Source organism: Pseudomonas sp. BJP69 (assembly GCF_007633355.1).
Classification (GTDB): Bacteria; Pseudomonadota; Gammaproteobacteria; order Pseudomonadales; family Pseudomonadaceae; genus Aquipseudomonas; species Aquipseudomonas juntendi.
This window is the reverse complement of the sequence record NZ_CP041933.1, coordinates 2,985,648-3,008,438: the sequence shown is the minus strand read 5'-3', so window position 1 is coordinate 3,008,438 and position 22,791 is coordinate 2,985,648. Positions and strand designations below refer to the sequence as shown.

23 protein-coding genes are annotated in these 22,791 nt (G+C 64.6%); 10 read left to right on the top strand and 13 right to left on the bottom strand.

Annotated elements, in window-relative coordinates; genetic code table 11:
- Positions 1-73 precede the first annotated feature (73 nt).
- Together FPB55_RS13930 and FPB55_RS13925 are read left to right on the top strand one after the other, a co-directional pair.
- Positions 74-805, top strand: coding sequence for an SDR family NAD(P)-dependent oxidoreductase (locus tag FPB55_RS13930; protein ID WP_029884833.1), 732 nt, complete (start codon positions 74-76; stop codon positions 803-805).
- 26 nt (positions 806-831) lie between these two features.
- Positions 832-1,446, top strand: a complete 615-nt coding sequence (locus tag FPB55_RS13925; RefSeq protein WP_144188451.1) for a 2-hydroxychromene-2-carboxylate isomerase — start codon at positions 832-834, stop codon at positions 1,444-1,446.
- Here the strand turns inward: FPB55_RS13925 and FPB55_RS13920 are convergent.
- From FPB55_RS13920 to FPB55_RS13900, 5 genes are all read right to left on the bottom strand, one after another.
- Positions 1,383-1,700 carry a hypothetical protein gene (locus FPB55_RS13920; protein WP_154211170.1) on the bottom strand — a complete coding sequence of 106 codons (318 nt, stop codon included), beginning with the start codon at positions 1,698-1,700 and terminating at the stop codon, positions 1,383-1,385. The genes FPB55_RS13925 and FPB55_RS13920 overlap by 64 nt on opposite strands.
- A gap of 4 nt (positions 1,701-1,704) precedes the next feature.
- Positions 1,705-2,250 (bottom strand): cupin domain-containing protein, encoded by a 546-nt coding sequence (locus FPB55_RS13915; protein ID WP_003248033.1) that lies wholly within the window; start codon positions 2,248-2,250, stop codon positions 1,705-1,707.
- Positions 2,251-2,331: 81 nt separating this feature from the next.
- A complete protein-coding gene (locus tag FPB55_RS13910; protein WP_144188449.1) occupies positions 2,332-3,537 on the bottom strand; it encodes an MFS transporter in 1,206 nt (401 codons plus the stop codon).
- A 72-nt stretch (positions 3,538-3,609) separates the two neighbouring features.
- Complete coding sequence (locus FPB55_RS13905) at positions 3,610-4,143, bottom strand: cytochrome b (protein WP_009685430.1); 534 nt, start codon at positions 4,141-4,143, stop codon at positions 3,610-3,612.
- Positions 4,140-5,186 carry a catalase family peroxidase gene (locus FPB55_RS13900; protein ID WP_144188447.1) on the bottom strand — a complete coding sequence of 349 codons (1,047 nt, stop codon included), beginning with the start codon at positions 5,184-5,186 and terminating at the stop codon, positions 4,140-4,142. The genes FPB55_RS13905 and FPB55_RS13900 overlap by 4 nt, the downstream gene beginning before the upstream one ends.
- A gap of 128 nt (positions 5,187-5,314) precedes the next feature.
- On the opposite strand from FPB55_RS13900, the gene FPB55_RS13895 reads away from it, so the two are divergent.
- Positions 5,315-5,836, top strand: a complete 522-nt coding sequence (locus FPB55_RS13895) for a sigma-70 family RNA polymerase sigma factor (protein WP_009685428.1) — start codon at positions 5,315-5,317, stop codon at positions 5,834-5,836.
- On the top strand, positions 5,833-6,585 hold the full coding sequence (locus FPB55_RS13890) for an anti-sigma factor (RefSeq protein WP_054881108.1): 753 nt from the start codon (positions 5,833-5,835) through the stop codon (positions 6,583-6,585). The genes FPB55_RS13895 and FPB55_RS13890 overlap by 4 nt, the downstream gene beginning before the upstream one ends.
- A 69-nt stretch (positions 6,586-6,654) precedes the next feature.
- On the opposite strand, the gene xthA is transcribed toward FPB55_RS13890, so the two are convergent.
- Positions 6,655-7,467, bottom strand: a complete 813-nt coding sequence (gene xthA / locus FPB55_RS13885) for an exodeoxyribonuclease III (RefSeq protein WP_009682174.1) — start codon at positions 7,465-7,467, stop codon at positions 6,655-6,657.
- 162 nt (positions 7,468-7,629) lie between these two features.
- On the opposite strand from xthA, the gene FPB55_RS13880 reads away from it, so the two are divergent.
- Genes FPB55_RS13880 through FPB55_RS13870 form a run of 3 tightly spaced genes read left to right on the top strand, consistent with a single transcriptional unit; the run spans position 7,630 to position 13,746 of the window.
- On the top strand, positions 7,630-8,280 hold the full coding sequence (locus FPB55_RS13880) for a GNAT family N-acetyltransferase (RefSeq protein WP_009682173.1): 651 nt from the start codon (positions 7,630-7,632) through the stop codon (positions 8,278-8,280).
- A gap of 52 nt (positions 8,281-8,332) precedes the next feature.
- Complete coding sequence (locus FPB55_RS13875; RefSeq protein ID WP_144188445.1) at positions 8,333-10,075, top strand: autotransporter assembly complex family protein; 1,743 nt, start codon at positions 8,333-8,335, stop codon at positions 10,073-10,075.
- Positions 10,072-13,746: a translocation/assembly module TamB domain-containing protein gene (locus FPB55_RS13870; protein ID WP_144188443.1), complete on the top strand. Its 3,675-nt coding sequence runs from the start codon at positions 10,072-10,074 to the stop codon at positions 13,744-13,746. Before FPB55_RS13875 ends, FPB55_RS13870 begins: the two co-directional genes overlap by 4 nt.
- A gap of 19 nt (positions 13,747-13,765) precedes the next feature.
- Here the strand turns inward: FPB55_RS13870 and FPB55_RS13865 are convergent, their stop codons facing one another.
- The 4 genes from FPB55_RS13865 to FPB55_RS13850 form a co-directional block, all read right to left on the bottom strand.
- Positions 13,766-14,320: a DUF2589 domain-containing protein gene (locus FPB55_RS13865; protein ID WP_009682168.1), complete on the bottom strand. Its 555-nt coding sequence runs from the start codon at positions 14,318-14,320 to the stop codon at positions 13,766-13,768.
- 84 nt (positions 14,321-14,404) lie between these two features.
- Entirely contained in the window at positions 14,405-15,112 is a 708-nt protein-coding gene (locus tag FPB55_RS13860; RefSeq protein ID WP_054904393.1) for a DUF2589 domain-containing protein, read from the bottom strand.
- A 58-nt stretch (positions 15,113-15,170) separates the two neighbouring features.
- On the bottom strand, positions 15,171-15,551 hold the full coding sequence (locus tag FPB55_RS13855) for a Mor transcription activator family protein (RefSeq protein ID WP_029884845.1): 381 nt from the start codon (positions 15,549-15,551) through the stop codon (positions 15,171-15,173).
- 250 nt (positions 15,552-15,801) lie between these two features.
- On the bottom strand, positions 15,802-16,260 hold the full coding sequence (locus tag FPB55_RS13850) for a hypothetical protein (protein WP_029884846.1): 459 nt from the start codon (positions 16,258-16,260) through the stop codon (positions 15,802-15,804).
- Positions 16,261-16,411: 151 nt separating this feature from the next.
- Here FPB55_RS13850 and FPB55_RS13845 point away from each other — a divergent pair, with 151 nt between their 5' ends.
- Positions 16,412-16,600 carry a hypothetical protein gene (locus FPB55_RS13845; protein WP_003248064.1) on the top strand — a complete coding sequence of 63 codons (189 nt, stop codon included), beginning with the start codon at positions 16,412-16,414 and terminating at the stop codon, positions 16,598-16,600.
- 36 nt (positions 16,601-16,636) lie between these two features.
- Here the strand turns inward: FPB55_RS13845 and FPB55_RS13840 are convergent, their stop codons facing one another.
- Entirely contained in the window at positions 16,637-17,011 is a 375-nt protein-coding gene (locus FPB55_RS13840) for a hypothetical protein (protein ID WP_009682163.1), read from the bottom strand.
- A 196-nt stretch (positions 17,012-17,207) separates the two neighbouring features.
- On the opposite strand from FPB55_RS13840, the gene FPB55_RS13835 reads away from it, so the two are divergent.
- On the top strand, positions 17,208-19,517 hold the full coding sequence (locus FPB55_RS13835; RefSeq protein WP_144188441.1) for an acylase: 2,310 nt from the start codon (positions 17,208-17,210) through the stop codon (positions 19,515-19,517).
- A 99-nt stretch (positions 19,518-19,616) separates the two neighbouring features.
- Here the strand turns inward: FPB55_RS13835 and FPB55_RS13830 are convergent, their stop codons facing one another.
- Complete coding sequence (locus tag FPB55_RS13830; protein ID WP_125854312.1) at positions 19,617-20,339, bottom strand: UDP-2,3-diacylglucosamine diphosphatase; 723 nt, start codon at positions 20,337-20,339, stop codon at positions 19,617-19,619.
- Positions 20,336-20,836 carry a peptidylprolyl isomerase gene (locus tag FPB55_RS13825; protein WP_009682159.1) on the bottom strand — a complete coding sequence of 167 codons (501 nt, stop codon included), beginning with the start codon at positions 20,834-20,836 and terminating at the stop codon, positions 20,336-20,338. Before FPB55_RS13825 ends, FPB55_RS13830 begins: the two co-directional genes overlap by 4 nt.
- Positions 20,837-21,084: 248 nt before the next feature.
- Here FPB55_RS13825 and FPB55_RS13820 point away from each other — a divergent pair, with 248 nt between their 5' ends.
- Complete coding sequence (locus FPB55_RS13820) at positions 21,085-22,788, top strand: glutamine--tRNA ligase/YqeY domain fusion protein (protein ID WP_009682158.1); 1,704 nt, start codon at positions 21,085-21,087, stop codon at positions 22,786-22,788.
- Positions 22,789-22,791: the final 3 nt, after the last annotated feature.

Genomic DNA, 22,791 nt, shown 5'->3' with positions numbered 1-22,791 from the left:
GACGGCTTGACGAAAGCCGGCATCGTAGCATAGCGTTCGTTTACTAAACGATCATTTACCAATGGGTGCAGGCATGTCGGAACAACAAAAAGTCGTGCTGGTGATTGGTGCGGGGGATGCCACCGGCGGCGAGATTGCCAAGCGTTTTGCCCGCGAGGGCTATATCGCCTGTGTCACCCGGCGCCAGGCTGACAAGCTGCAGCCGTTGCTGGAAGAAATACGCGCTGCCGGTGGCCAGGCCTACGGGTTCGGCTCCGATGCGCGCAAGGAAGACGACGTGGCGGAACTGGTCGAAACCATCGAGCGCGATATCGGCCCGATCGAAGCCTTTGTGTTCAACATTGGCGCCAATGTGCCATGCAGCATTCTGGACGAAACCCCACGCAAGTATTTCAAGATCTGGGAAATGGCTTGCTTCGCCGGCTTTCTGACTGCCCAGGCGGTAGCGCGGCGCATGGTCCGGCGCGAGCGCGGCACGCTGCTGTTCACTGGCGCCACCGCCGCAACCCGTGGCGCGGCCGGTTTTGCCGCCTTCGCCGGCGCCAAGCATGGCTTGCGCGCATTGGCCCAGAGCATGGCCCGCGAGTTGGGGCCGCGCAATATTCATGTCGCCCATGTGGTGGTGGACGGGGCCATCGACACTGCCTTCATTCGCGACAGCTTCCCCGAGCGCTACGCCCTCAAGGGTGAGGGTGGCATCCTGAACCCTGCACACATCGCCGACAGCTATTGGTTCCTGCACGCCCAGCCCCGCGACGCGTGGACCTTCGAGCTGGACCTGCGGCCCTGGATGGAAGGCTGGTAAACCCTTTTCCCTGCAAGGACATGACCATGCACAAGCACGTCGATTTCTACTTTGACCTGGGTAGCCCAGCCAGTTACCTGGCCTGGACCCAGCTGCCGGCGCTATGCGCCTGCCACGGGGCAACGCTGCACTACCGGCCAATGCTCCTGGGCGGCGTATTCCAGGCCACGGGCAACGCTTCGCCAGCGATGATCCCCGCCAAAGGGCGCTATATGCTCAACGACCTGGCGCGCTTTGCCGCCCGCTACGGGGTGCCGTTTGGGCTGCCACCGGGTTTTCCGGTCAATACGCTGCACTTGATGCGAGGCGTCATGGGTACGCAGTTACGCGCGCCGGAGCGTCTCGAGGGGCTGCTGGCGGTGTTGTTCAAGGGTTTGTTTGCCCAGCAGCGCAACCTGAGCGATGTGGCGGTACTGGACGCCACCCTGGCTGAAGGCGGCTTTGACCCACACGCGTTTCACGCACTGGCAGCAGATGACGAAATCAAGGCAGCACTGCGGCAGGCGACCGAGGTAGCGGTGCAGCGGGGGGTATTTGGTGCGCCGACGTGCTTTGTCGGCGAAGACATGTTCTTCGGTCAGGACCGCCTGGACTTCGTCGAGGCAGCGCTGCAGCAGGGGGCGAGCAGCCTTTCCAGCTGAGTGCGTTCCCACTGGCTGAGCAGATCGCAGGGGTTGCTGCCATACCGTTGCCAGGCATCGAGCCCGGCCTGCGCCCCGCACGGGGCCGTGCAGTGGATGCACTGGGCAAGGCCCTCGCTGTCCAGCGCGAGGGTCAGTTGCCAGCCGTCGATGATCACGTCCACCAGGGCGTGGTCATGGCGCTGGGCTATCGACAGGGTATGGATACCGAGCGCTGCGTCACGCAGGCGTTGATAGACCACCCGGCTGTTCATGCCGTCAGAAGTTCGCCGGGGTATTGGCGCTGATGATCTCGGCCTCGTCCGGGCCGATGTTCTTGAAGCTGTGCGGCAGCGTGGTGGGGATGTAGTAGCCATCACCCGAGTTGAGCACGCTGACCTGGCCGTCGACCCACAGCTCCACAGTCCCCCGCGTGACCAGCCCGCATTCTTCGCCTTCGGCATGCACGATCGGTTCGCCGGAGTCTGCGCCCGGCGCGTACAGCTCACGCAACATGCGCATCTGCCGGCCTTCGACACTGGCACCGACCAACAGCATGCGCAGGCCGTTACGGCCCAGGTCTGGCTGTTCGCCGCCGCGGAACACATAGCGCTCTTCACGTACTGGCTCGTCGAAGCTGAAAAACTCCGCCAGGCTCATGGGAATGCCTTCGAGGAGCTTTTTCAAGGAGCTGACCGAAGGGCTCACGCGGTTCTGTTCGATCTGCGAGATCGTCGAGTTGGTCAGCCCGCTACGGCGGGCCAATTCCCGTTGGGAGAGGTTGTTGCGTTCCCGCACCAGTTTGAGTCGCGTCCCCGTGTCCATAGCCGCCTTGTAATCAGAGGTGTTTAAAATAACGAGCGATGCGCATTAAAACATACTCTGCCGCGTTGCGCGCTGTGCTTCTCAACGCCTTTGTTCACGCGGGATTGGCCACAGCCCGACCAGCAACAACAGCGTTGCCACGGCCAGGAATGGCAAGCGCGGGTCCACGGCATAGACCAAGGTCCCGGCCAGCGGGCCGATGACCGCGCCCATGCCCTGGGCTGCACCTATGGAGCCGGCCGTGGCGCCTTGCTCGCCGGCCTGCATGGCATTGGCGGCCAGGGCCGAAAACGCCGGGAATACAAAACCCATGCCCGCCGCCGCCACAAAGTAGCAGGCCCATAGCCAAGGGGCCGTGGTCGCCAGCGCGCCGCTGGCAAAGCCCAGCGCCGAAACCGTGGCACCGACCCGGATCATCTTCAGCGGTGGCCACTGCAGCTGGCGCAGCAGGACCTGGGCCAGCATCAGCGCCACACCCACGGTGGTGAGGGCAATGCCGGCAGCCTGGGCGGCCTGGGCTGGCCCCAGGTGCAGGCGGTCAAGGGCGAAGAAGCCGACGGTGATCTGCGACACGGTCACACTCAGCATGGCGCTGAATGCCACCAGCAACGGCCGGCGCAGGCGGGGGTCGTTGAGCCTGACCGGGGTGGGCGCGTGGCTGTGTGCAAGCGCCTGTGGCTTCAGGGCCAACAGCAGCACCACGAAGGCACTGGCAGGGAGCAGCGACATGACCAGAAACGGCAGGCTCAGGCTATGCCGCGCCAGCAGCGCTGCCAGGGCTGGGCCGACCACCAGGCCCACGGCATTGGCCGCCCCCAGTGAAGCCATGGCACGTGCCCGCTGCTGCGGCCCGACATGGTCGGCGATCAGGGCGTTGCAGCCGACCGGAATGGCGGCATAGAAGGCACCGATGCAACCGCGGGCGACCATCAGGCCGATGAAGCCCATTGTTGCACCTGGCATCCAGCGCAGTGCACCTTCTACAAACAGGCACAACAGCCAGTAGGCCAAGGTGAAACCCGCGCTACCCAGCAGCAATACGCGCCGACGGCCAAGGCGGTCAGCTGCGCGGCCCCAAGGGCGGGCCAGCAATACCCAGACCACGCCGGCCACGGTAATGGCGGCGCCGGCTTGCCAGGTGGCCATGCCCAACTGGCGGGCGATCGGGCCGATCAAGGCGACGAAGGCCATCATCGACATCGTACAGGCCATGTTGACCAGCAGCAGCGGGCGTAGATCGAGGGTGCTGGCTGGGCTGAGCGTTGCAGGATCCTTTGCGAGGGTCATGGGGTTTCCAGGGCAGTAGGGCCGTTGACAGCCGGTCATTGATGGAGGTCGACCGCCCTGGGCTGCCTCAGGTCATTGATTGCGGCGCAGGGGGCCAGGCCACATGCTACGCAACACGCCGTCGCGGCGCACCCAGGCATGCATCAGCGCCGCACCGACATGCACCAATACGGTGGCGAACAGCAAGTAGCCCGCCCAACCATGGGCCTGGCGCAGCACGGCATACAGCTGCAGGTTGTGCGGCGCGATCGCGGGCAGGCCCAGCGGGCGCGGGTAGTCGCCGGCAGACAGCATGGCCCAGCCCAGCAGCGGCATCGCCAGCATCAGGCCATAAAGCGCCAGGTGCGATGCGCCGGCAGCCCAGCGCTGCACGGTTGGCAGGTCTGCAGGCAGCGGCGGGTGGGGTACGGCCAGGCGCACGCCAATACGCAGCACGACCAGCACCAGCAACGCCAGGCCGGTGGCCTTGTGCAGGCTGATCAGTACAGGGTGGCGCAACGACAGGTCGGCAACCATGGTCACGCCGATGAACAGCATGGCCAGGATCAGCACGGCCATCAACCAATGCAGCGCGCGGGCAAGGGGGTGGAAGGCTTCGGGCTTCATGGGCGGGCTCCGGTGCCGAGCGATTCACGGCTGCGGCGGTTGAAAGATTCCGAATAGGCGGCGGAACGGGCGGCGAGGATCGGGTCGTTGGAGGCTTCGATACCTTGCGGCAGGATCAGGGGGTCGAAGTTGATGTCGCGGCAGGCCCCTTGTTCGGGCCCATCGACCTGCTCCAGCACCAAGGTGCCGGCGTCTACGCTGCTCCGCTCGGCAGGCCAGGGGCGGGCCGGGTCATCCACCGCATCGCCCGGTTCCGCCAGCACCAGGCGCAGGGTCCAGCGCAACGGGCCTTGGGCCAGGCGCTGCTGCAAATCGTGCTGGAGGAACAACTTGTCGTCGACCTGCCCAGGCAACGCGGCGAACGGCGCCTGTGGCTCCAGCTGCCAGCGTACCGGGTGGGCCGCGCCGGCTGCGTCGATCAGGCGGAAGGCATTGATGCTGTGGTACTGCGTGCTGGCGAAGCTGTCACTGGGTTTGTAACTGGTCGCCCATTGACGAAACGCTGCGCTTTCCGGGTGTGCGGCGAAGAACGCCTGCAGCTTGGCCGGGTCGGGTTTGCCGGTGGCCTTGACCGGTGCGCTGGCCAGCACCTGCTCGTAGAACCCTTGGGGGTTGCTGACGGCAAGCACCGGCGGGTTGTTCATGCCGGTGCGCCAGACCTGGCCGTCATCGGTGCTCAACTCAATTGCCAGGCTGCGGACCGGTATGCTGGTGTCCGGGGCGAACGGGTTGGCCCCGCCGATGGCGAAACGGCCGATGACCGGCACCCGTGGCTGGCTGAATGCGCGTGCCGTGGACAGGCTGGCTGCCTGGCCGCTGGGCTGGAAGTAACCACTGACGCACAGCCCTTTGGCGTGGTTCTTGCGGTAGCCGGGGTAGTGCCCGGCTTGGGCTTCGAAGGTGTCGATGATGCGTTGCGGGGTCAACTGCGGTTGGCCCAGCCAGCCAGCGGCATACGCGAAGCCGGCACCTGCGGCCAGCATCACGGCGCCGATGGCGGCCAGGCGCAGGGCCTTGGCCGGGCCGTGCAAAGGTGAGTTCATGGTGTGCGTCCGGTTCAGTGAAGGTGCCAGTACGACGGGGTAGCGCGCTATTTATTCCCATGGGGGAATAAAATAGGCCTGCACGCGTCTGCCCCTTACACTGACTGCCCCATAGGCCGGACCTGACCATGCACGACCTGGACAACCAGCAGTGGCGCGAACTGCTCGCCCGCTTGCGCCGCTTTGCCGTATGGCTGACCCGTGAACCGGGCAGCGCCGACGACCTGGTGCAGGCTACCGTCGAGCGCGCGCTGAGCCGACGAGACCAGCAACGCGACGCGCAGGCGCTGCGTGCCTGGCTGTTCACCATCCTTTATCGCTTGTACCTGGACGGTAAACGCCGTGAGCGCCTGCATGCGCGTTGGCTGTCCTGGTTCGGCCGTGCCGAGCGCGATGACGAACCCGTTGGTGACAACCTTGAAGCGATCATCCTGGCCCAGGCCGACTTGCAAGCGTTTTCCCGGCTGAGTGCCGAGCAGCGTGCCTTGCTGCTGCTGGTCAGCGTCGAGGGCCTGAGCTACAAGGAGGCCGCCCAGGCCTTGGGCATTCCTATCGGCACGGTAATGTCGCGCCTGTCGCGGGCGCGCAATGCCTTGCGTGAACTGACCGAAGGCTCACCCCAGCCACCGGCCTTGCGGAGATTGAAATGACGCGCCTTATCCCCACCGAAGATGAACTGCACGCTTACGTCGACGAGCGCCTGGAGCCGGCGCGGCGCGCCGAGGTGCAGGCCTGGCTGGCGGCCAACCCGCAGGCGGCGGCACGTGTGGAAGGCTGGCGCGCCGATGCCCGGCGGCTGCGCACGGCGCTGGCCGGGCTTGGCGAGCCAGCCGGTGCCCCCGCGCTTGAGCTGGGCCAGCTGCGGCGGCAACTGCGCCAACGCCGGCAGCGGCGCTGGGCCGCGGCAGCGGCCATGGTGCTGGCCCTGGGTGTAGGGGGCTTGGGCGGCTGGCAGGCCCGCGATGCCACCCTGGCCAATGCCGAGCTGCCGATGGCCGATGCCGTGCAGGCGCACAAGTTGTTCGCCGCCAGCCAGGCGCTGGATATTCAGGCCAGCGACCCGGCCCAGTTGCGCGATTGGCTGGGCCGGCACTTCAACCGTGTCGGGCAGTTGCCAGACCTGGCGGGCTATGGCTTCAGGCCGGTGGGGGCGCGGTTGCTCAGCAACGAGCAAGGGCCCGCAGCCTTGTTGGTGTTCGAGGACGGCAAGGGCCAGCGTATCAGCCTGTTCATGCGTTCACCCAGCGAAGGCTTTCGGCGCATGCCGAACGGGCAACGGGTCGATGGCCAGCTGGAGGCGCGGTACTGGTCGCATGGGGCGTACAACTTTGCCTTGGTCAGCGCGGCGGACGATGTGCGTGGGGCGGGGGTAGGCGAGGTGCTGCGCCTGGGCTTGTAACCCAGGCTTTGCCGGCGCGCCCTTGTGTCGCGATCGAGCCGCCCCGGCAGACATGTTGCGCTCACACGGTCAGCTCAACTCAAGCCAGATCGGTGCATGATCGGACGGCTTTTCCATCCCGCGCAGTTCATAATCCACGCCTGCTGCCTTGATCCGCGGCACCAGCGCGTGCGAGGCCATGATCAGGTCGATGCGCAGGCCGCGCTTGGGCTCGTCTTCAAAGCCGCGGCTGCGGTAGTCGAACCAGCTGAAGCGGTCGTTCACGTCCGGGTACAGGTGGCGGAAACTGTCTACCAGGCCCCAGCCTTTCAAGCGCTCCATCCATTCGCGCTCTTCCGGCAGGAAACTGCACTTGCCGGTCTTCAGCCAGCGCTTGGCATTGTCCGGGCCAATGCCGATGTCGCAGTCCTGCGGCGAGATGTTCATGTCGCCCATCACCAGCACTGGCTGGTCGTTGCGGAACTGGCTTTCCAGCAGTACCTGCAGGTCGCTGTAGAAGCGCTGCTTGGCCGGAAACTTGGTGGGGTGGTCGCGGCTTTCGCCTTGGGGGAAGTAGCCGTTCATGATGGTGATCGGGTTGCCCTGGGCGTCGGCGAAGGTGCCCCAGATGAAGCGGCGCTGGGCGTCTTCTTCATCGCCGGCAAAGCCTTTGTGCAGGCTGAGCGGCGCCTGGCGCGAGAGCAGGGCGACGCCGTAGTGGCCCTTCTGCCCGTGGTAGTGCACGTGGTAACCCAGCGCCTGTACGTCGGCCAACGGGAACTGCTCGTCGCTGACCTTGGTTTCCTGCAGGCCGATCACGTCTGGTTGGTGCTTTTCGATCAGCGCTGCCAGCTGGTGCGGGCGGGCTCGCAGGCCGTTGATGTTGAAACAGACGATCTTCATGGAAAGACAATCCCGGTAAAAGGCGCGATGCTAGCGGACATCGCCGGCGATCACCAGCGTGGCGGGGCAGGAGGCCTGCTGCTAACGTGCTGTAAGGGTGGAACGAAGCGCGGAGCGCAACCTCCAAGGCTCTGAACGCCCATTCCAGGAGGTCTGCCCGCAATGCCCGAAACCACAGCCGCTCCGGCCCGTGTCTGCCTGCTCGATGATGGTTACAGCCGCGAGGTACGTTCCCTGCTGTACAACGCCTACCGGCACGAACCCACTTTTGCCTATATCTTCGAAGCCCAGCGCCCAGGCTATGAACGGCGCCTGCGGGTGATGGTGCGTGAATGGGTACGCCAGCACTTCTACCTGCAACTGCCTGCGATCGGCTTGCTGGTGGACGATCGCCTGGTGGCCGTGGCCCTGATCGTGCCGCCGCTGCGCCGCTTGGGTGTGGCGGACAGTTGGGCCTGGCGCCTGCGCATGATGCTCGGCACCGGCCTGCGCTGCACGCGGCGCTACATGGACTACCAGGCCGCTTTGTCGACCTGCCTGCCCAGTGATCAGGTGCATGTGCTGCCACTGCTGGGGGTGCACCCGCAGTTTCAAGGCAAGCAGTACGGCGAACAATTGTTACAAGCTGTGCATGACTGGTGCGCCGAAGACCCCGGCACCCAAGGCGTGGTGCTGGACACGGGCAATGAGCACTATCTGGCGTTTTACCAGCGCCAGGGTTACGAGGAAATTGGTGAGGTGGCCATAGGGCCGATCCGGGAACGGGTATTCTTTCACCCCAACCCGGTGGCTTCGACATCCGCTTTGGCCTGAACAGGCCGCAAGGCGGCTCCCTTGAGCGTTCGGGTCTGGTAGCATTCGCCGCATGACGTATTCAGGAAGATTGACCTGGGGCTTGGTTATCTGGGCCGCCAGTTTTGCAGCATGGGGCCAGAGCGAGTTGCTGGTGCAGGTGAAACCGGCCAACAAGGCGCTCAAGGCCAATGTCGAAGGCTATATAGGCTCACTGGGTGACCGCGATGAAGAAGCACTGTTGCGCTTCAGTCGTGGTGCAGAGGAGCAGGCGCGCAAAGCCGCGCAGGCACTTGGCTACTATCAGGCGCAGATCGACAGCGAGGTCAAGCCTGCCAGCGATGCCGACCATTCCCCGCAGTTGATCCTCAGCATCAACCCGGGCGAGCCGATTCGGCTGCGCAACGTCACGGTGCGCATCGAGGGCCCGGCCAGTGACATGAAGGCCTTTCGGGTACCCGACAGCCGGGCGCTGCGCCCGGGTGAACAGCTCAACCACGGTACCTACGAGGATGCCAAGCGCCTGATCCAGAACCAGGCGTCGCGTTACGGCTTCTTCAGCGGGCGCTTCAGCCGCCAGCGCCTGGCGGTGGACCCGCAGGCCGGGGTGGCCGATATCGAACTGGTCTACCAGAGTGGCCCGCGCTACCGCCTTGGCGCAGTCACCTTTGGCGGCGACACGCCGCTGGACGAAGACCTGCTGCAGCGCATGGTGCCGTTCAAGCCAGGTACCCCGTACGACTCGGAGCTGATCGCCGAACTGAACAACGACCTGCAGTCGAGCGGTTATTTCGAAGGGGTACGGGTGGATGCGGCGCCCACCGCCGCGGTGGGTGAAGACATACCGGTGGACGTGCGCCTGGAAACCCGCAAACCCCGCACCATGGGGCTGGGCCTGGGTTACTCCACCGACGTCGGGCCGCGCGGCAAGGCCAACTGGACCCGCCACTGGGTCAACCCCCAAGGCCACAGCTATGGCTGGGAAACCGAGCTGTCGGCGCCGCGGCAGAACGTGGGATTGTGGTACGACATTCCCCTCGATCCGCCGTTGACCGACAAATTGCGCTTTGCCGGCGGCTATCAGAATGAAGAGCTTGCCGGTACCGACACCCTCAGCAAGCTGCTGACGGTGGGCCCCGAGTGGCACAGCAAGCTGCCCAGCGGTTGGCAACGGGTGATCTCTCTGAAATACCAACGCGAAGAGTACCGCCTGGGCGACGACAGCGGGTTGAGTAATCTGCTGATGCCCGGCGTTAGCTACTCGTTCCTGCGCAGTGACAACCGCATCGACCCGCACAATGGCTACCGCCTGCAATTCGATGTGCAGGTGGCCAAGCAAGGGCTGGTGTCGGACACCAACCTGCTGCACGGCAACGTGCTGCTCAAGGGCCTGACCACCCTGGGCCACAACCACCGCTTGCTTGGCCGCGTGCAGTTCGGCGGCAGCGCAACCAACGGTTTCAAGAACAATATCCCGCCGTCGCTGCGCTTCTTCGCCGGCGGCGACCAGAGCGTGCGCGGTTACGACTACCAGACCCTGTCGCCCGAAAACAGCGACGGTGACCGTATTGGCGGGCGTTACCTGGTGGCCGGCAGTGTCGAGTACCAGTACTCGCTGACCGAGAAGTGGCGGCTTGCCACATTCGTCGACCAAGGCAACTCGTTCAACGACCTGGAATTGCCCAGCCTGAAAACCGGGGTCGGTTTTGGTGTGCGCTGGGTGTCGCCGGTGGGGCCGCTGCGCCTGGACCTGGCCAAGGCGCTGGATGACGACGGTGGCATTCGCCTGCACTTTTCCATGGGGCCCGAGTTGTGAAACGCGTAATCAGATATACCCTGCTGGGCCTGGCTGGATTGCTGGCGGGCCTGGGCCTGGCCCTCGGCTTGCTGCTGGGTACCGAGGCCGGCAGCCGCTGGGCGCTGGGCAAGGTTCCCGGTTTGCAGGTCACCGACTTCCAGGGCCGCCTGGGGGGCAGCTGGCAAGCAAGCCGGGTAAGCTGGGCCGACGCCGGCAGCAAGGTCGAGCTGCAGGCCCCGCAGTTGGCCTGGTCGCCTGCCTGCCTGCTGCGCGCCACCTTGTGCATCGACCGCTTGCAGGCACAGCGCATCGACATGGCCTTTGCCCCTAGCACCGAGCCGGCCGACAGCGGCCCCCTGCAATTGCCGGCACTGCGCCTGCCGGTGGCCATCGAACTGGGCGAGGTGAAGGTCGGGCAGCTGCGCCTGGACGGCAGTGACCTGCTGGGCGACGTGCAGCTTGCAGCGCACTGGACCCGCGGCGGGATGCAGATCGACAGCCTGCACCTGCAGCGCGACGACCTGCTGCTGAACCTGCAAGGCCATATCCAGCCCGAAGGCGACTGGCCGACAACGCTGCAGGCGCAACTGCAGCTGCCGGCTGTAGGGGGCAAGCCCTGGCAGCTGGCGCTGAACGCCGAGGGTGAACTGCAAAAGACCTTGAACCTCACGGGAGCCAGCAGCGGCTACCTGGACGCCACGTTGAGCGGCACGCTGCAGGCCCTGGCCGAGCACCTGCCTGCGACGCTGCAGATCCGTTCCGAAGCGTTCAAGCCGACTGCTTCCTTGCCTGACACCTTGCAGTTGAACCAGCTCGACCTGGCAGCCAAGGGCGACCTGCTCAAGGGCTACCAGCTGTCGGGTACCGCCAACCTGCCCGCAGAACAAACGCCGATCGCCCTGGCGTTGTCCGGCCTGGTCGACAGCAAGGGGGCCAGGCTCGATGCCCTCGACCTTACCGCCAGCGACACCCAGCGCGTCAAGCTGCAAGCCACGGCAGACTGGCAGCAAGGCCTGACCGCCGATGCTCAGCTGGACTGGCAGGATTTTCCCTGGCTGCGCCTGTATCCGCTGGAAACGCCGCCACAGGTTACCCTCAAGCGCTTCAATACCCGTGTGCATTACCGTGATGGCAAGTATCAGGGGACCTTCGCCGGTGATCTTGACGGCCCGGCGGGGGCGTTCACCCTGGCCAGCCCTTTCGAAGGCGACCTGGATCAGGTCAGGCTGCCACAACTGGCGCTCACCGCCGGCCAGGGCAAGGCTGCCGGCAGTGTTGCAGTGCGCTTTGCCGATACCCTGGCGTGGGATGTCGACTTGCAACTGTCTGCACTCGACCCGGCCTACTGGTTGGCCGAGCTGCCTGGCACCCTGGCGGGGCCATTGCGTACCAAAGGCGAGCTGAAGGATGACGTGCTGAGCCTGGATGCCCAGCTTGACCTCAAGGGGCGCTTGCGCGGCCAGCCGGCTGTGTTCAAGGCCGAGGCACAAGGGGCCGGGCAGCGCTGGACACTGGGTGCGCTGGCGATCCAGCTGGGGGACAACCGTATCAATGGCAGTGGCAGCCTGCAGCAGCGCCTGGCCGGGCGCATCGACCTCGACTTGCCCCGCCTGGGCCAGCTGTGGCCCCGGCTGCAAGGCCAGGTCAAGGGGCGCGTGGATGTCGCCGGCACGCTGCAGGCGCCGCAAGGCACCCTGACGTTGCAGGGCCAGCGCCTGGCGCAGGCTGAGAACCGCCTGCAACAACTGAACCTGGATGCCAAACTCGACAGCGCCCAGCGTGGGGTGGTCGAGCTCAAGGCCACCGGCATTCACCTGGGTGACACGGCACTGGGCACGTTGCAGGCCAGCGGCAAGGGTGACATTCGCCAGCAGGCTCTGAACCTGGCCCTGGACGGCCCGCAGCTCAAGCTTGACCTGGGGCTGGATGGCCAGTTGAGCAAGGGCGACTGGCGCGGGCGACTGGCCAGCGGGCGAGTCCAGGCCGGTGGCCAGGACTGGCAGTTGCAGGCCCCGGCGCGGTTGCAGCGGCTGGCCAACGGCCAGCTCGATTTCGGTGCCCACTGCTGGCGCTCTGGCCAGGCCAGCCTGTGTGGCGATGACCAACGCCTGGCGCCGGAGCCACGCTTGCGCTACCACCTCAAGCAGTTCCCGCTGGGCAGCCTGGCGCAGTGGCTGCCCAAGGACTTCGCCTGGCAGGGGCTGCTCAACGCCGACATCAGCCTGGATATACCGGCCAGTGGCCCCAAGGGTAGCGTGGTGGTCGATGCCAGTGGCGGCACCCTGCGCGTGCGCGACAAAGGCCGCTGGATCGACTTCCCGTATCAGGCCCTACGCCTGGACAGTACCCTGGCACCGCGGCGTATCGACACGCGCCTGGTGTTCCGTGGCGAGCGGCTGGGTGAGCTGAACGTCAACACCCGGCTCGACCCGCTGGGCAAGAACAAGCCGCTGTCGGGTGATTTCCGCCTGTCGGGCCTGGACCTCTCGGTGGCCCGGCCCTTCGTGCCGATGGTCGAGCGGTTGGCCGGCCAGCTCAACGGCAGCGGCCAGCTCTCGGGTACCTTGCTGGCACCGCAGGTCAACGGCAACCTGGCGCTCAGTGGCGGCGAAGTCAGCGGCGCGGAGCTGCCAGCCAGCCTGCAGGCACTGTCTGTGCAGGCGCAGATCGCCGGTGAGCAGGTGCGCCTGGAAGGCAATTGGCGCAGTGGCGAAGCAGGGCGCGGGCAGTTGAGCGGCAACCTCACCTGGGGCCAGGCGCTGGGCATGGACGTGCGCTTGCAAGGCCAGCAACTGCCGATCACGGTGGAGCCCTACGCCACGCTGGAGGTCGCCCCGGACCTGACCTTGCGCCTGATCGACGACAAACTGGCGGTCACCGGCAAAGTACTGGTGCCCAAAGGCAAGATCACTGTGCGCGAATTACCGCCTTCTACCGTCAAGGTCTCGGACGATACGGTCATCGTTGGCCGCCAGACCGAGGAGGGCAAGCCACCCATGGCGATGGCCATGGACATTGACGTCGAAGTGGGCCAGGACAAGCTGTCGTTCACCGGCTTTGGCCTTACCGCCAACCTGCTTGGCCATGTGCACATCGGTGACAACCTCGACACCCGCGGTGAGTTGAGCCTGGCAGACGGTCGCTACCGCGCCTACGGCCAGCGCCTGACCATCCGCCGCGCGCGCCTGCTGTTCGCCGGGCCGATCGACCAGCCTTACCTGGACATCGAAGCCATCCGCAAGGTAGACGATGTGATTGCCGGTATTCGCTTGAGTGGCAGTGCCGAACAGCCGACCAGCCAGGTGTTTTCGGAGCCGGCCATGAGCCAGGAGCAGGCCTTGTCCTATCTGGTGCTGGGGCGGCCATTGGGCACCTCCGGCGAGGACAACAACATGCTCGCCGAAGCGGCACTGGGCCTTGGCCTGGCAGGCAGCGCCGGTATCACCGGTAGCCTGGCCTCCAGCCTGGGCATCGACGACTTCCAGCTGGATACCGAAGGCTCGGGCAATACCACCAGCGTGGTCGCCAGTGGCAACCTCACCGAGAAGCTGAGCCTTCGTTACGGGGTAGGGGTGTTCGAGCCAGCGAACACCATCGCTTTGCGTTACAAGTTGAGCAAGAAGGTCTACCTGGAGGCGGCCAGCGGTTTGGCCAGCTCCCTGGATATCTTCTACAAGCGCGACTTCTAGGTTGAACGCGGCGGCGCCGTCAACGGACGGTGGCCGCGTCGATGAACTCATTACTGTCGGGTGAGGGTGGCGGGGTGGGGGCGCGTACCGGGGTGATCAGGCTGGTGTACTCCTCGATCAGCCGGTTCAGCGCTTCAGGCGGCTCACTGGCCTGGAACTGCATGCGGATCTGCACTTCGTCAGGGTCTCGGCTGTCGCCCTGGCGACCCTGGCCACCGATGGTGACCTTGAAGCTGGCAGCCTTGTTCTCGCTGGTAGGCAGTAATGCCGGCTGTGCCTCGGTGCCTTTGACACGCACCGACAGGTCAACCTGCATGCGCTCCAGCGCCAGGCCTTTGGGCGACACCAGGGCGAACAGCGGTACACGCATGATGTGCTGGCCGTCCATGGCCACTTCCACCATCTTGGCTTTCATGGGGGCGCCCAACGCTTCGCTGTCACACTCGAAGAACTGGTCGAACAGGTTGATGTACTGCTGCGCGATCAGGCTGTTGGTGGCACTGGCGGCTTCTTGCAGGCCGCGAGTGATCTCGCGCAGGTCGATTGAAGTCATGGGCGCGGGGGCCTTGTCCATTGCGTGGGTTCCTCAGGCCAGAATGGCCCCTTGTTGCTGATCAAGGGGCCAGGCGGAAGTGAGCGAAAAACATCAAGGTCTGGTTCAACCTTTTTTGTCAGCTTTGTCCGTGGGTTTGTTTGCAGCGCCGGGTGCTTTGTCGTTTTCCACCTTGAGCCCCGGTGTGTCGGCTGCCGGGTTCTTGAGGGTATCGCGCTGCGAGATCTGGTCGGGGCTTTCCAGGGCGGCGTTTTTGACCACCGTAGGTTTGGTCGCAGCGTCGGTGAGGAACTCGATCAAGCGCATGACCGCTTCCGGCGGCTCCTGGCGTTTGAGTGTGGTATTGAATGCATAGCGGGCGCGGGTATCGGTCTTGCGGGTTTGCGTGGATTTGTGGCTGACGCTGCCCCTGACGTTGAGCTTGAACGGCCCCCAGCCGATCGAGCCGCTGGCGGTGGCGTTCATGTCCTTGCTGGTCACGTCCTCCGACATCTGGTTGATGACCAGCTCGAACTCGACATTACCCTCCTCAATGGTAATGTTCGGGTGGGTAATGGCCGCCAGCAGCGGCACCTTCATGGTCTTGCTGACCACACCTTTGTATTCGCCCTGTTCGTCGACGATGGTTTCGTCATAGTCGAACTGGATGGCCACGGCCTTGCCGTTCTGGATGCAGACCTGCATCAGGAAGTCGGCGTACGATTTACTCGCGGTAACCTGCGCCTGGACCATGGCTTGCAGGGGGCCGGCGATCATGCGATCCATGGGCAGGGCATTGATGACCGAGCCAATGAGGCTGTTGTCTATCGACATAGTGGGATGCTCTTTCTAGTGGGTTGGAGCCGCCGAGGATGCTCTGGGCGGCAGGGGTTCAGCGGGCGCACGCCTCCTGGCGGCGGATGTTGCCGATTTGGCGCAGGCTCAGGCCGTACTTGTTGGCCAGCAGGCTGCGGGACAGGCCATTGGCGCTTTCTTTCTGGATTTGCTGGTTACGCAGTTGGCGCAGGAAGTGGTCCGCCTTGGGGATCTCCAGGGCTACCCCGGCAAAGCGCTTGATCAGCGCATCGAGCGCTTCGGGCGGGAGGACGTCGGCGAGCTTGGTGCGCTCGCGGTGCTTGGGGATGTATTTGGGCCTGCCGCCGAACGCGCAGGTCAGCTGGTAGGCGTTGTCGATGCCGATGCAGGTGATCAGTGCCTGCAACGAGTGGGGCAATTGGCTGATATCGATCTGGCTCAAGTCTGGCGTTTGCATGTGGCGCTCCTTCGGGATAAGGGGATATGCGACCCGATCACCCGTGGCGTTATGTCGGAGGGTGTGAGCAAATTCTGTGCGACAGCCGAGGCGTGTCGCTAGGCGGCATATGGGTTGGCGGCTGTAGCTTCGGTGAACAGGTTTTGCAGGCAGCAATATCCGCGCATGTAGGAAATGGCGTTGCTGGTAGGCTGCATAGGGTGATTTCCCGCTCGCTCACTGCCGTTCTCAACGAAAGGGTGCTGAACCCTTAGTCGCAGGGAAAACTGCTCAGCAAGCTGGCGCTGTGCAGGTAGGCTTGGGGCGCCGTTCGCATGCTTGCAGGCAACGTTCGCCAATCCACCAGCAGGCACAGGGTGTACAGGGGCTGCCCATCGCGCTGGCCGATCACCTGCCCGTCAAAGCTGCGCCGGTACAGGGCCTGGGTCTGGCGTACGGCTTGCACCTGGTCGGCCTGGGCCAGGGTTTCCCGGGCCAGGTGGGGGAGGCGGGTGGTGGGCACGGTGAAGTTCAGCGGCCTGTTGTCCCCGCCCAGGTAGCCGGCCTGGCGTACCCGTTGCCACAGTTGCTGCCACTGGCTGGTGCCGGCGTGGGTCGCCAGCTCGCGGCCCAGCTCCAGCAGGTGCTCGGCGGGTACCTGCTGGGTATCCAGGGCGTGAACGTAGACGGGGGAAAAAAACAGCGAAGTGAGGAGCAAGGGTTTGTACACGGTGCCTCCGGCATGGGTGCTTGGAGGTTTCATGCTTTCAGGCTGTCACCGCCTGACCCAGCAGGAAATGCAGCGCCGGGGCCGGTGCCCGTTGTATCATTGCCGCGGCTCATTGCGAGCCATTTGCCCCTGATGTTGCAAGGAACCTTCGATGACACACGTGCAGCGCCTCAAATATTCACTTCTGATCATACTGGTCGTACTGGGCCTGATGCTGGGCCTGTCCCACCTGCAGAAGCAGGGCACTATCAGTGAACAGACGTTCCAGATGCTGGCCATCGCCATTGCCGTGGTGGTGGTGGTGATCAATGGCATCCTGCGGCGCAAGGTCAAGCCTTGACCTGCGCGGGCCGGCCAAGCCTGGCCGGCCAGGCACTCAGCGCGCGGGCGCTTGTTCCAGTATGGCGCGCGCCTGGGGGGCAAGGCTGTAGCACTTGTCGCTGCCCAGCTGGATCACCCCCTCGCTGCACAGGCGCTTGAGCACTTCGCGCACGCTGAGGAACGACAGCGGAATATCCAGTTGCTCCAGTTGCGCGTGCACGCCACGCACGCCAATGCTGCGGCCATTGCGGTCGGCGGCGTGCAGGGCGTCGATCACCTTCAGGCGGATCAGGCTGGTGCGCAGGCCGAAGGTGCGCAGCAATTCGCGGATCTGCTCGTTGCCGGTGCGCTCGTCAGCAAATGCGTCCTGTCCCTTGGGCGCCTTGCCTGGGGCGCGCCCAGCCAGTAATGAGGGTTGCGGGTTGTACATGTGAATGCTCCTTTTCGTGGACGAACCCGAAATGTGGTTGCCTCACTTACTAGGACGAATGAGATCGCAAAAACTGCAACGCACGCGTTAAAAAAATGGCTGTTTTTCATCAAGACGTTCCATCGCCCTGTAAAACGTAAAATTTTCATCTGGCCATTCGTCTGAACGGGATAACCCGCGAACCCGAGGAATGCCCGTGTTTTCACTGTCCCGTCCCATGACCTGCACCAGCCTGGCGGCCGCCCTGGTGGCCTGGAGCGCCACTGCGCTGGCGCAACCTGCTGCAGCCGACGCCAGCGCCCAGATCCGCCGCACCAGCTTCGGCGTGCCGCACATCGTGGCCAGGGACGAGCGCGGCCTGGGCTACGGTGTCGGCTATGCCTATGCCCAGGACAACTTGTGCCTGCTGGCCAACGAAGTGTTGACCGTCAATGGCGAGCGCTCCCGGCACTTCGGCGCCACGGGCAAGACCTTGGAGCAACGCGACAACCTCAGCAGCGACCTGTTCTTCACCTGGCTCAACAGCCAGGCCGCTGTCGACGCGTTCCTCCAGGCGCAGCCGGCGCCGGTACAGGCACTGCTGGCCGGTTATGCCAGTGGCTACAACCGCGCGCTGGCCGAGCGCCGCCGCCAGGGCTTGCCTGCCGAGTGCGGAACGGGTGAGTGGGTGCGGCCGATCAGCAGCCAGGACCTGGTCAAGCTGACCCGCCGCTTGCTGGCCGAAGGCGGGGTTGGGCAGTTCGTGGAGGCACTGGCGGGGGCGCAACCGCCAGGGGCCGGCAGCCAGCTCGCGGCCGCTGGCTATGCCACCGCCCTGGCCCGGCAGGCGCGGTTTGCCACGGAGCGTGGCAGCAATGCCGTGGCGGTGGGTGCCCAGCGCTCGGCCAATGGCCATGGCCTGTTGCTGGCCAACCCGCATTTCCCGTGGATGGGTGGCATGCGCTTCTACCAGATGCACTTGACCATCCCCGGCCAGCTGAATGTCATGGGCGCGGCGCTGCCAGGCCTGCCGCTGATCAATATCGGTTTCAACCAGCACCTGGCGTGGACCCATACCGTCGATACCTCCACGCACTTCACCCTCTATCGCCTGCAGCTCGATCCCAAGGACCCGACCCGTTACCTGCTCGACGGCAAGTCATTGCCGCTGGCCCGGCAAACCGTCAGCGTGGCAGTCAAAGGTGAGGATGGGCGACTGAGCCAGGTACAGCGTGAGGTGTACAGCTCGCAGTTCGGTCCGTTGGTGCAATGGCCTGGCCGCCTGGACTGGGACACGCATGCGGCCTACAGCCTGCGTGACGCCAACCTGGACAATACCCGCGTGCTGCAGCAGTGGAACCAGATCAACCGCGCTGAAAGCCTGGCGGCCCTGCGCGGCTCGGTCGAGCAATTGCAGGGTATCCCGTGGGTCAACACCATTGCGGTGGACCAGGCGGGCAGGGCCTTGTACCTGAACCAGTCAGTGGTGCCTTATGTGGACCAGCAGATGCTCGACACTTGCAGCAATCCGCAAGCGCCGGGCAGCCTGGTGGTGCTGGACGGCTCACGCAGCGCCTGCCAGTGGAAGGTCGATGCGCAGGCGGCACAACCGGGTATTTTCCCGGCAAGGCTGCTGCCAAGCCTCGAGCGCGACGATTACGTGCAAAACTCCAACGACCCGGCCTGGCTGGCTAACCCGGCGCAGCCCCTGACCGGGTTTTCGCCGCTGGTCAGCCGCAGTGACCAGCCGTTGGGCATGCGCGGCCGCTTTGCCCTGCAGCGCTTGCAGGGCAAAGCGCGGTTGGGCGTCGATGACCTGCAGCGTATGGTCACCGACGACGAAGTCTACCTGGCCAGCCTGGTGCTGCCCGACTTGCTGCAATGGTGCCAGGGCGCCAGTACAGACGTGCAGGCCCTATGCACCAGCCTGGCGAACTGGGATGGCAAGGCCGACCTCGAGAGCGGCGTGGGCCTGGTGCATTTCCACAACCTGCTCACCGCCTTGGCTGAGCACCCGGACAGCTGGCGGGTTGCGTTCGACCCGGCCGACCCGCAACACACCCCGCGCGGGCTGGCCGTGGAGCAGGCGGCCGTGCGCAAGCGGGTGCACGAGGCGGCACTGGCCTCACTGCAGCAGGTGGCCGAGAGCGGTATGGCGCCACAGGTGAAGTGGGGGCAGGTGCAGCAGGCACTCGATGGCACGCCGGTGCCGGGCGGCCCGCAGGCCTTGGGGGTGTACAACGCGATGTACAGTGTGCCGCACGGGCAGGGCAAGCGCCTGGTGGTCAGTGGTACCAGCTATCTGCAACTGGTCAGTTTCACCGACAAGGGGCCAGAGGCCCGCGGGTTACTGGCGTTTTCGCAGTCCAGCGAGGCGGCATCGGCACACGCCAGTGACCAGACCAAGGCCTTTGCGGCCAAGCAGCTGGCGGTAATTCCCTTTACCGAGGCGCAGATCAAGGCTGACCCGCAGTACCGCGAAGTGGTGATCAGTGAAGCCGACAAGGGCGCAGTGGCACAGCACTAAGGGCGTTTGGCCCGATCGCCGGCGAGCCAGCGCCCACAAGCTCCCACCGTATTGAAGGCCTGGTGGGAATTGGGGGCCGGCTTGCCGGCGACGTTGCCTTCAGGAAAAGTCGAACGGCGCCAGCTGAAACCCTTGCTCGTCAACCTGCAAGGCCCAGCCCCGGCGGTCCCAGTCGCCCAGCACGATGCGCCGGGCCGGTTGGCCGTCCACGACCAGCTTGTGAATCGCTGGCCGATGGGTATGGCCATGCACCAGGGTACGCACGCCATGCGCCGCCATTACCTTGGGCACTTCCTCTGGCGTGACGTCGACGATTTCAGTGGATTTCATCCGCCCCTGGGTGCGGCTTTCGCTGCGCAGCTTGCGTGCCAGTCTGTAGCGAGCCGACAGCGGCAGGTGGCGCAGAACCCACAGGCTCAGTGGGTTGCGCAGCAGGCGGCGCATTTTCATGTAGCCCACGTCGCGGGTGCACAAGGTGTCGCCGTGCATCAGCAATACCTGCTCACCGCCCAGCTCGATCACGCAGGGGTCGTCGAGCAACGTGCAGCCGGCCGCCTCGCAGAAGCGCTGGCCAAGCAGGAAGTCACGGTTGCCATGCATCAGGTAGATGGCCGTGCCGCTGTCGCCCAGCTGCCGCAGGGCACGGCAGATCGACTGCTGGAACGGCGTCATGGCATCGTCGCCTACCCAGGCCTCGAAGAAATCGCCAAGAATGTACAGCGCCTGGGCGTGGCGCGCGCGGCCATCGAGCAGATCAAGAAACGCCCGGGTAATGTCCGGGCGTTCTTCTTGCAGGTGCAGATCAGAGATCAGCAGAATCACTCAATGATCTCGGCTTTCTCGATGACCACGTCGTCTTTCGGCACGTCCTGGTGGCCGGCTTTGGAACCGGTGGCGACTTTCTCGATGGCATCGACCACTTCACGGCCTTCGATCACTTCACCGAACACCGCGTAGCCCCAGCCCTGCACGTTCTTGCCGCTGTGGTTGAGGAAGTCGTTGTCGGCAGCGTTGATGAAGAACTGGGCCGAGGCAGAGTGCGGCTCCATGGTACGGGCCATGGCGATGCTGTACTTGGTGTTCTTCAGGCCGTTGTCAGCTTCGTTCTGGATGCTGGCGCGGGTTTTCTTCTGGCTCATGCCAGGCTCGAAGCCACCGCCCTGGATCATGAAACCTTTGATCACACGGTGGAACACGGTGTTGTCGAAATGGCCGTCTTTGACGTATTGAACGAAGTTCTCAACAGTTTGCGGAGCTTTTTCGGCGTTCAGTTGCAGGACGATATCGCCGTGGTTGGTGCTCAGTTTGACTTTGGACATGCTGAAATTCGCTCTTTCAAGGCATACGGGAATGAGGGCGCGCAGGGCGCGTGCTTACACCTGACGCAGGCTCAGGCGCTCGCGACACATGGCGCGCATTGGCCATTTTGCCACGCCGCGGCAAAAAGCCGTGATAAATCACGCCAGTTTATCCGGGCCCGACTGTCGGCAGCTTGACTGCTTCGGCTATGATAGGCCCTTTGATTCAATCGGCCTACCCAGGCCGGACACGTGCATTCAAGGATCCTATGAGCAAGCCCACTGCCGACAACGCGCCCAACGCCGCTGCCAAAGGCGCCCCCGCTGTCCCTGCGAACTTCCTGCGGCCGATCATCCAGGCCGACCTGGATTCGGGCAAGCACAGCAGCATCGTCACCCGCTTCCCGCCGGAGCCCAATGGCTACCTGCACATCGGTCACGCCAAGTCGATCTGCGTCAACTTTGGCCTGGCCAAGGAATTCGGTGGCGCCTGTCACTTGCGTTTCGACGACACCAACCCGGCCAAGGAAGACCAGGAGTACATCGACGCCATCCAGCGCGACGTGAAATGGCTGGGTTTCGACTGGGCCGGTGATGTGCGCTATGCCTCCGACTACTTCGACCAGTTGCACGACTGGGCGGTCGAGCTGATCAAGCGGGGCAAGGCCTATGTCTGCGACCTCACCCCCGAGCAGGCCAAGGAATACCGCGGCAACCTCAAGGAGCCAGGCAAGAACAGCCCGTTCCGCGACCGCAGCGTGGAAGAAAACCTCGACCTGTTCGCCCGTATGAAAGCCGGTGAATTCCAGGACGGCGAGCGCGTGCTGCGGGCCAAGATCGACATGGCCTCGCCGAACATGAACCTGCGCGACCCGATCCTGTACCGCATCCGCCATGCCCACCACCACCAGACCGGTGACAAGTGGTGCATCTACCCCAACTACGATTTCACCCATGGCCAGTCGGACGCCATCGAGGGCATCACCCACTCGATTTGCACCCTGGAATTCGAAGGCCACCGCCCGCTGTACGACTGGTTCCTCGATAACCTGCCCGTGCCGGCACACCCGCGCCAGTACGAGTTCAGCCGGCTGAACCTCAACTACACCATCACCTCCAAGCGCAAGCTCAAGCAGTTGGTGGACGAAAAGCACGTCGACGCCTGGGACGACCCGCGCATGTCGACCTTGTCCGGCTTCCGCCGCCGTGGCTACACCCCGGCCTCGATCCGCAACTTCTGCGAAATGATCGGCACCAACCGGTCCGATGGCGTGGTCGACATGTCGATGCTCGAGTTCAGCATCCGTGACGACCTGGACCGCACCGCACCGCGCGCCATGTGCGTGCTGCGCCCGCTGAAGGTGGTCATTACCAACTACCCGCAGGGCCAGGTCGAGCAACTGGAGCTGCCACGCCACCCGAAGGAAGACATGGGCGTGCGTGTGCTGCCGTTCTCCCGCGAGCTGTACATCGACCGCGACGACTTCATGGAAACTCCGCCCAAGGGCTACAAGCGCCTCGAGCCAGCCGGTGAGGTGCGCCTGCGGGGAAGCTACGTGATCCGTGCCGACGAAGCCATCAAGGACGCCGACGGCAACATCGTCGAACTGCATTGCTCGTACGACCCGGACACCCTGGGCAAGAACCCGGAAGGCCGCAAGGTCAAAGGCGTGATCCACTGGGTGCCGGCCGAAGGCAGCGTCGAGTGCGAAGTGCGCCTGTATGATCGCCTGTTCCGCTCGGCCAACCCGGAAAAGACCGAAGAGGGCGGCAGCTTCCTCGACAACATCAACCCCGACTCGCTGCAAGTGCTCAGCGGTTGCCGTGCCGAGCCGTCGTTGGCCCAGGCGCAGCCCGAGGACCGCTTCCAGTTCGAGCGCGAAGGCTACTTCTGCGCCGACCTGAAAGACAGCCAGCCGGGCCGTCCGGTGTTCAACCGCACCGTCACCCTGCGTGACTCCTGGGGCAGCTGAGGA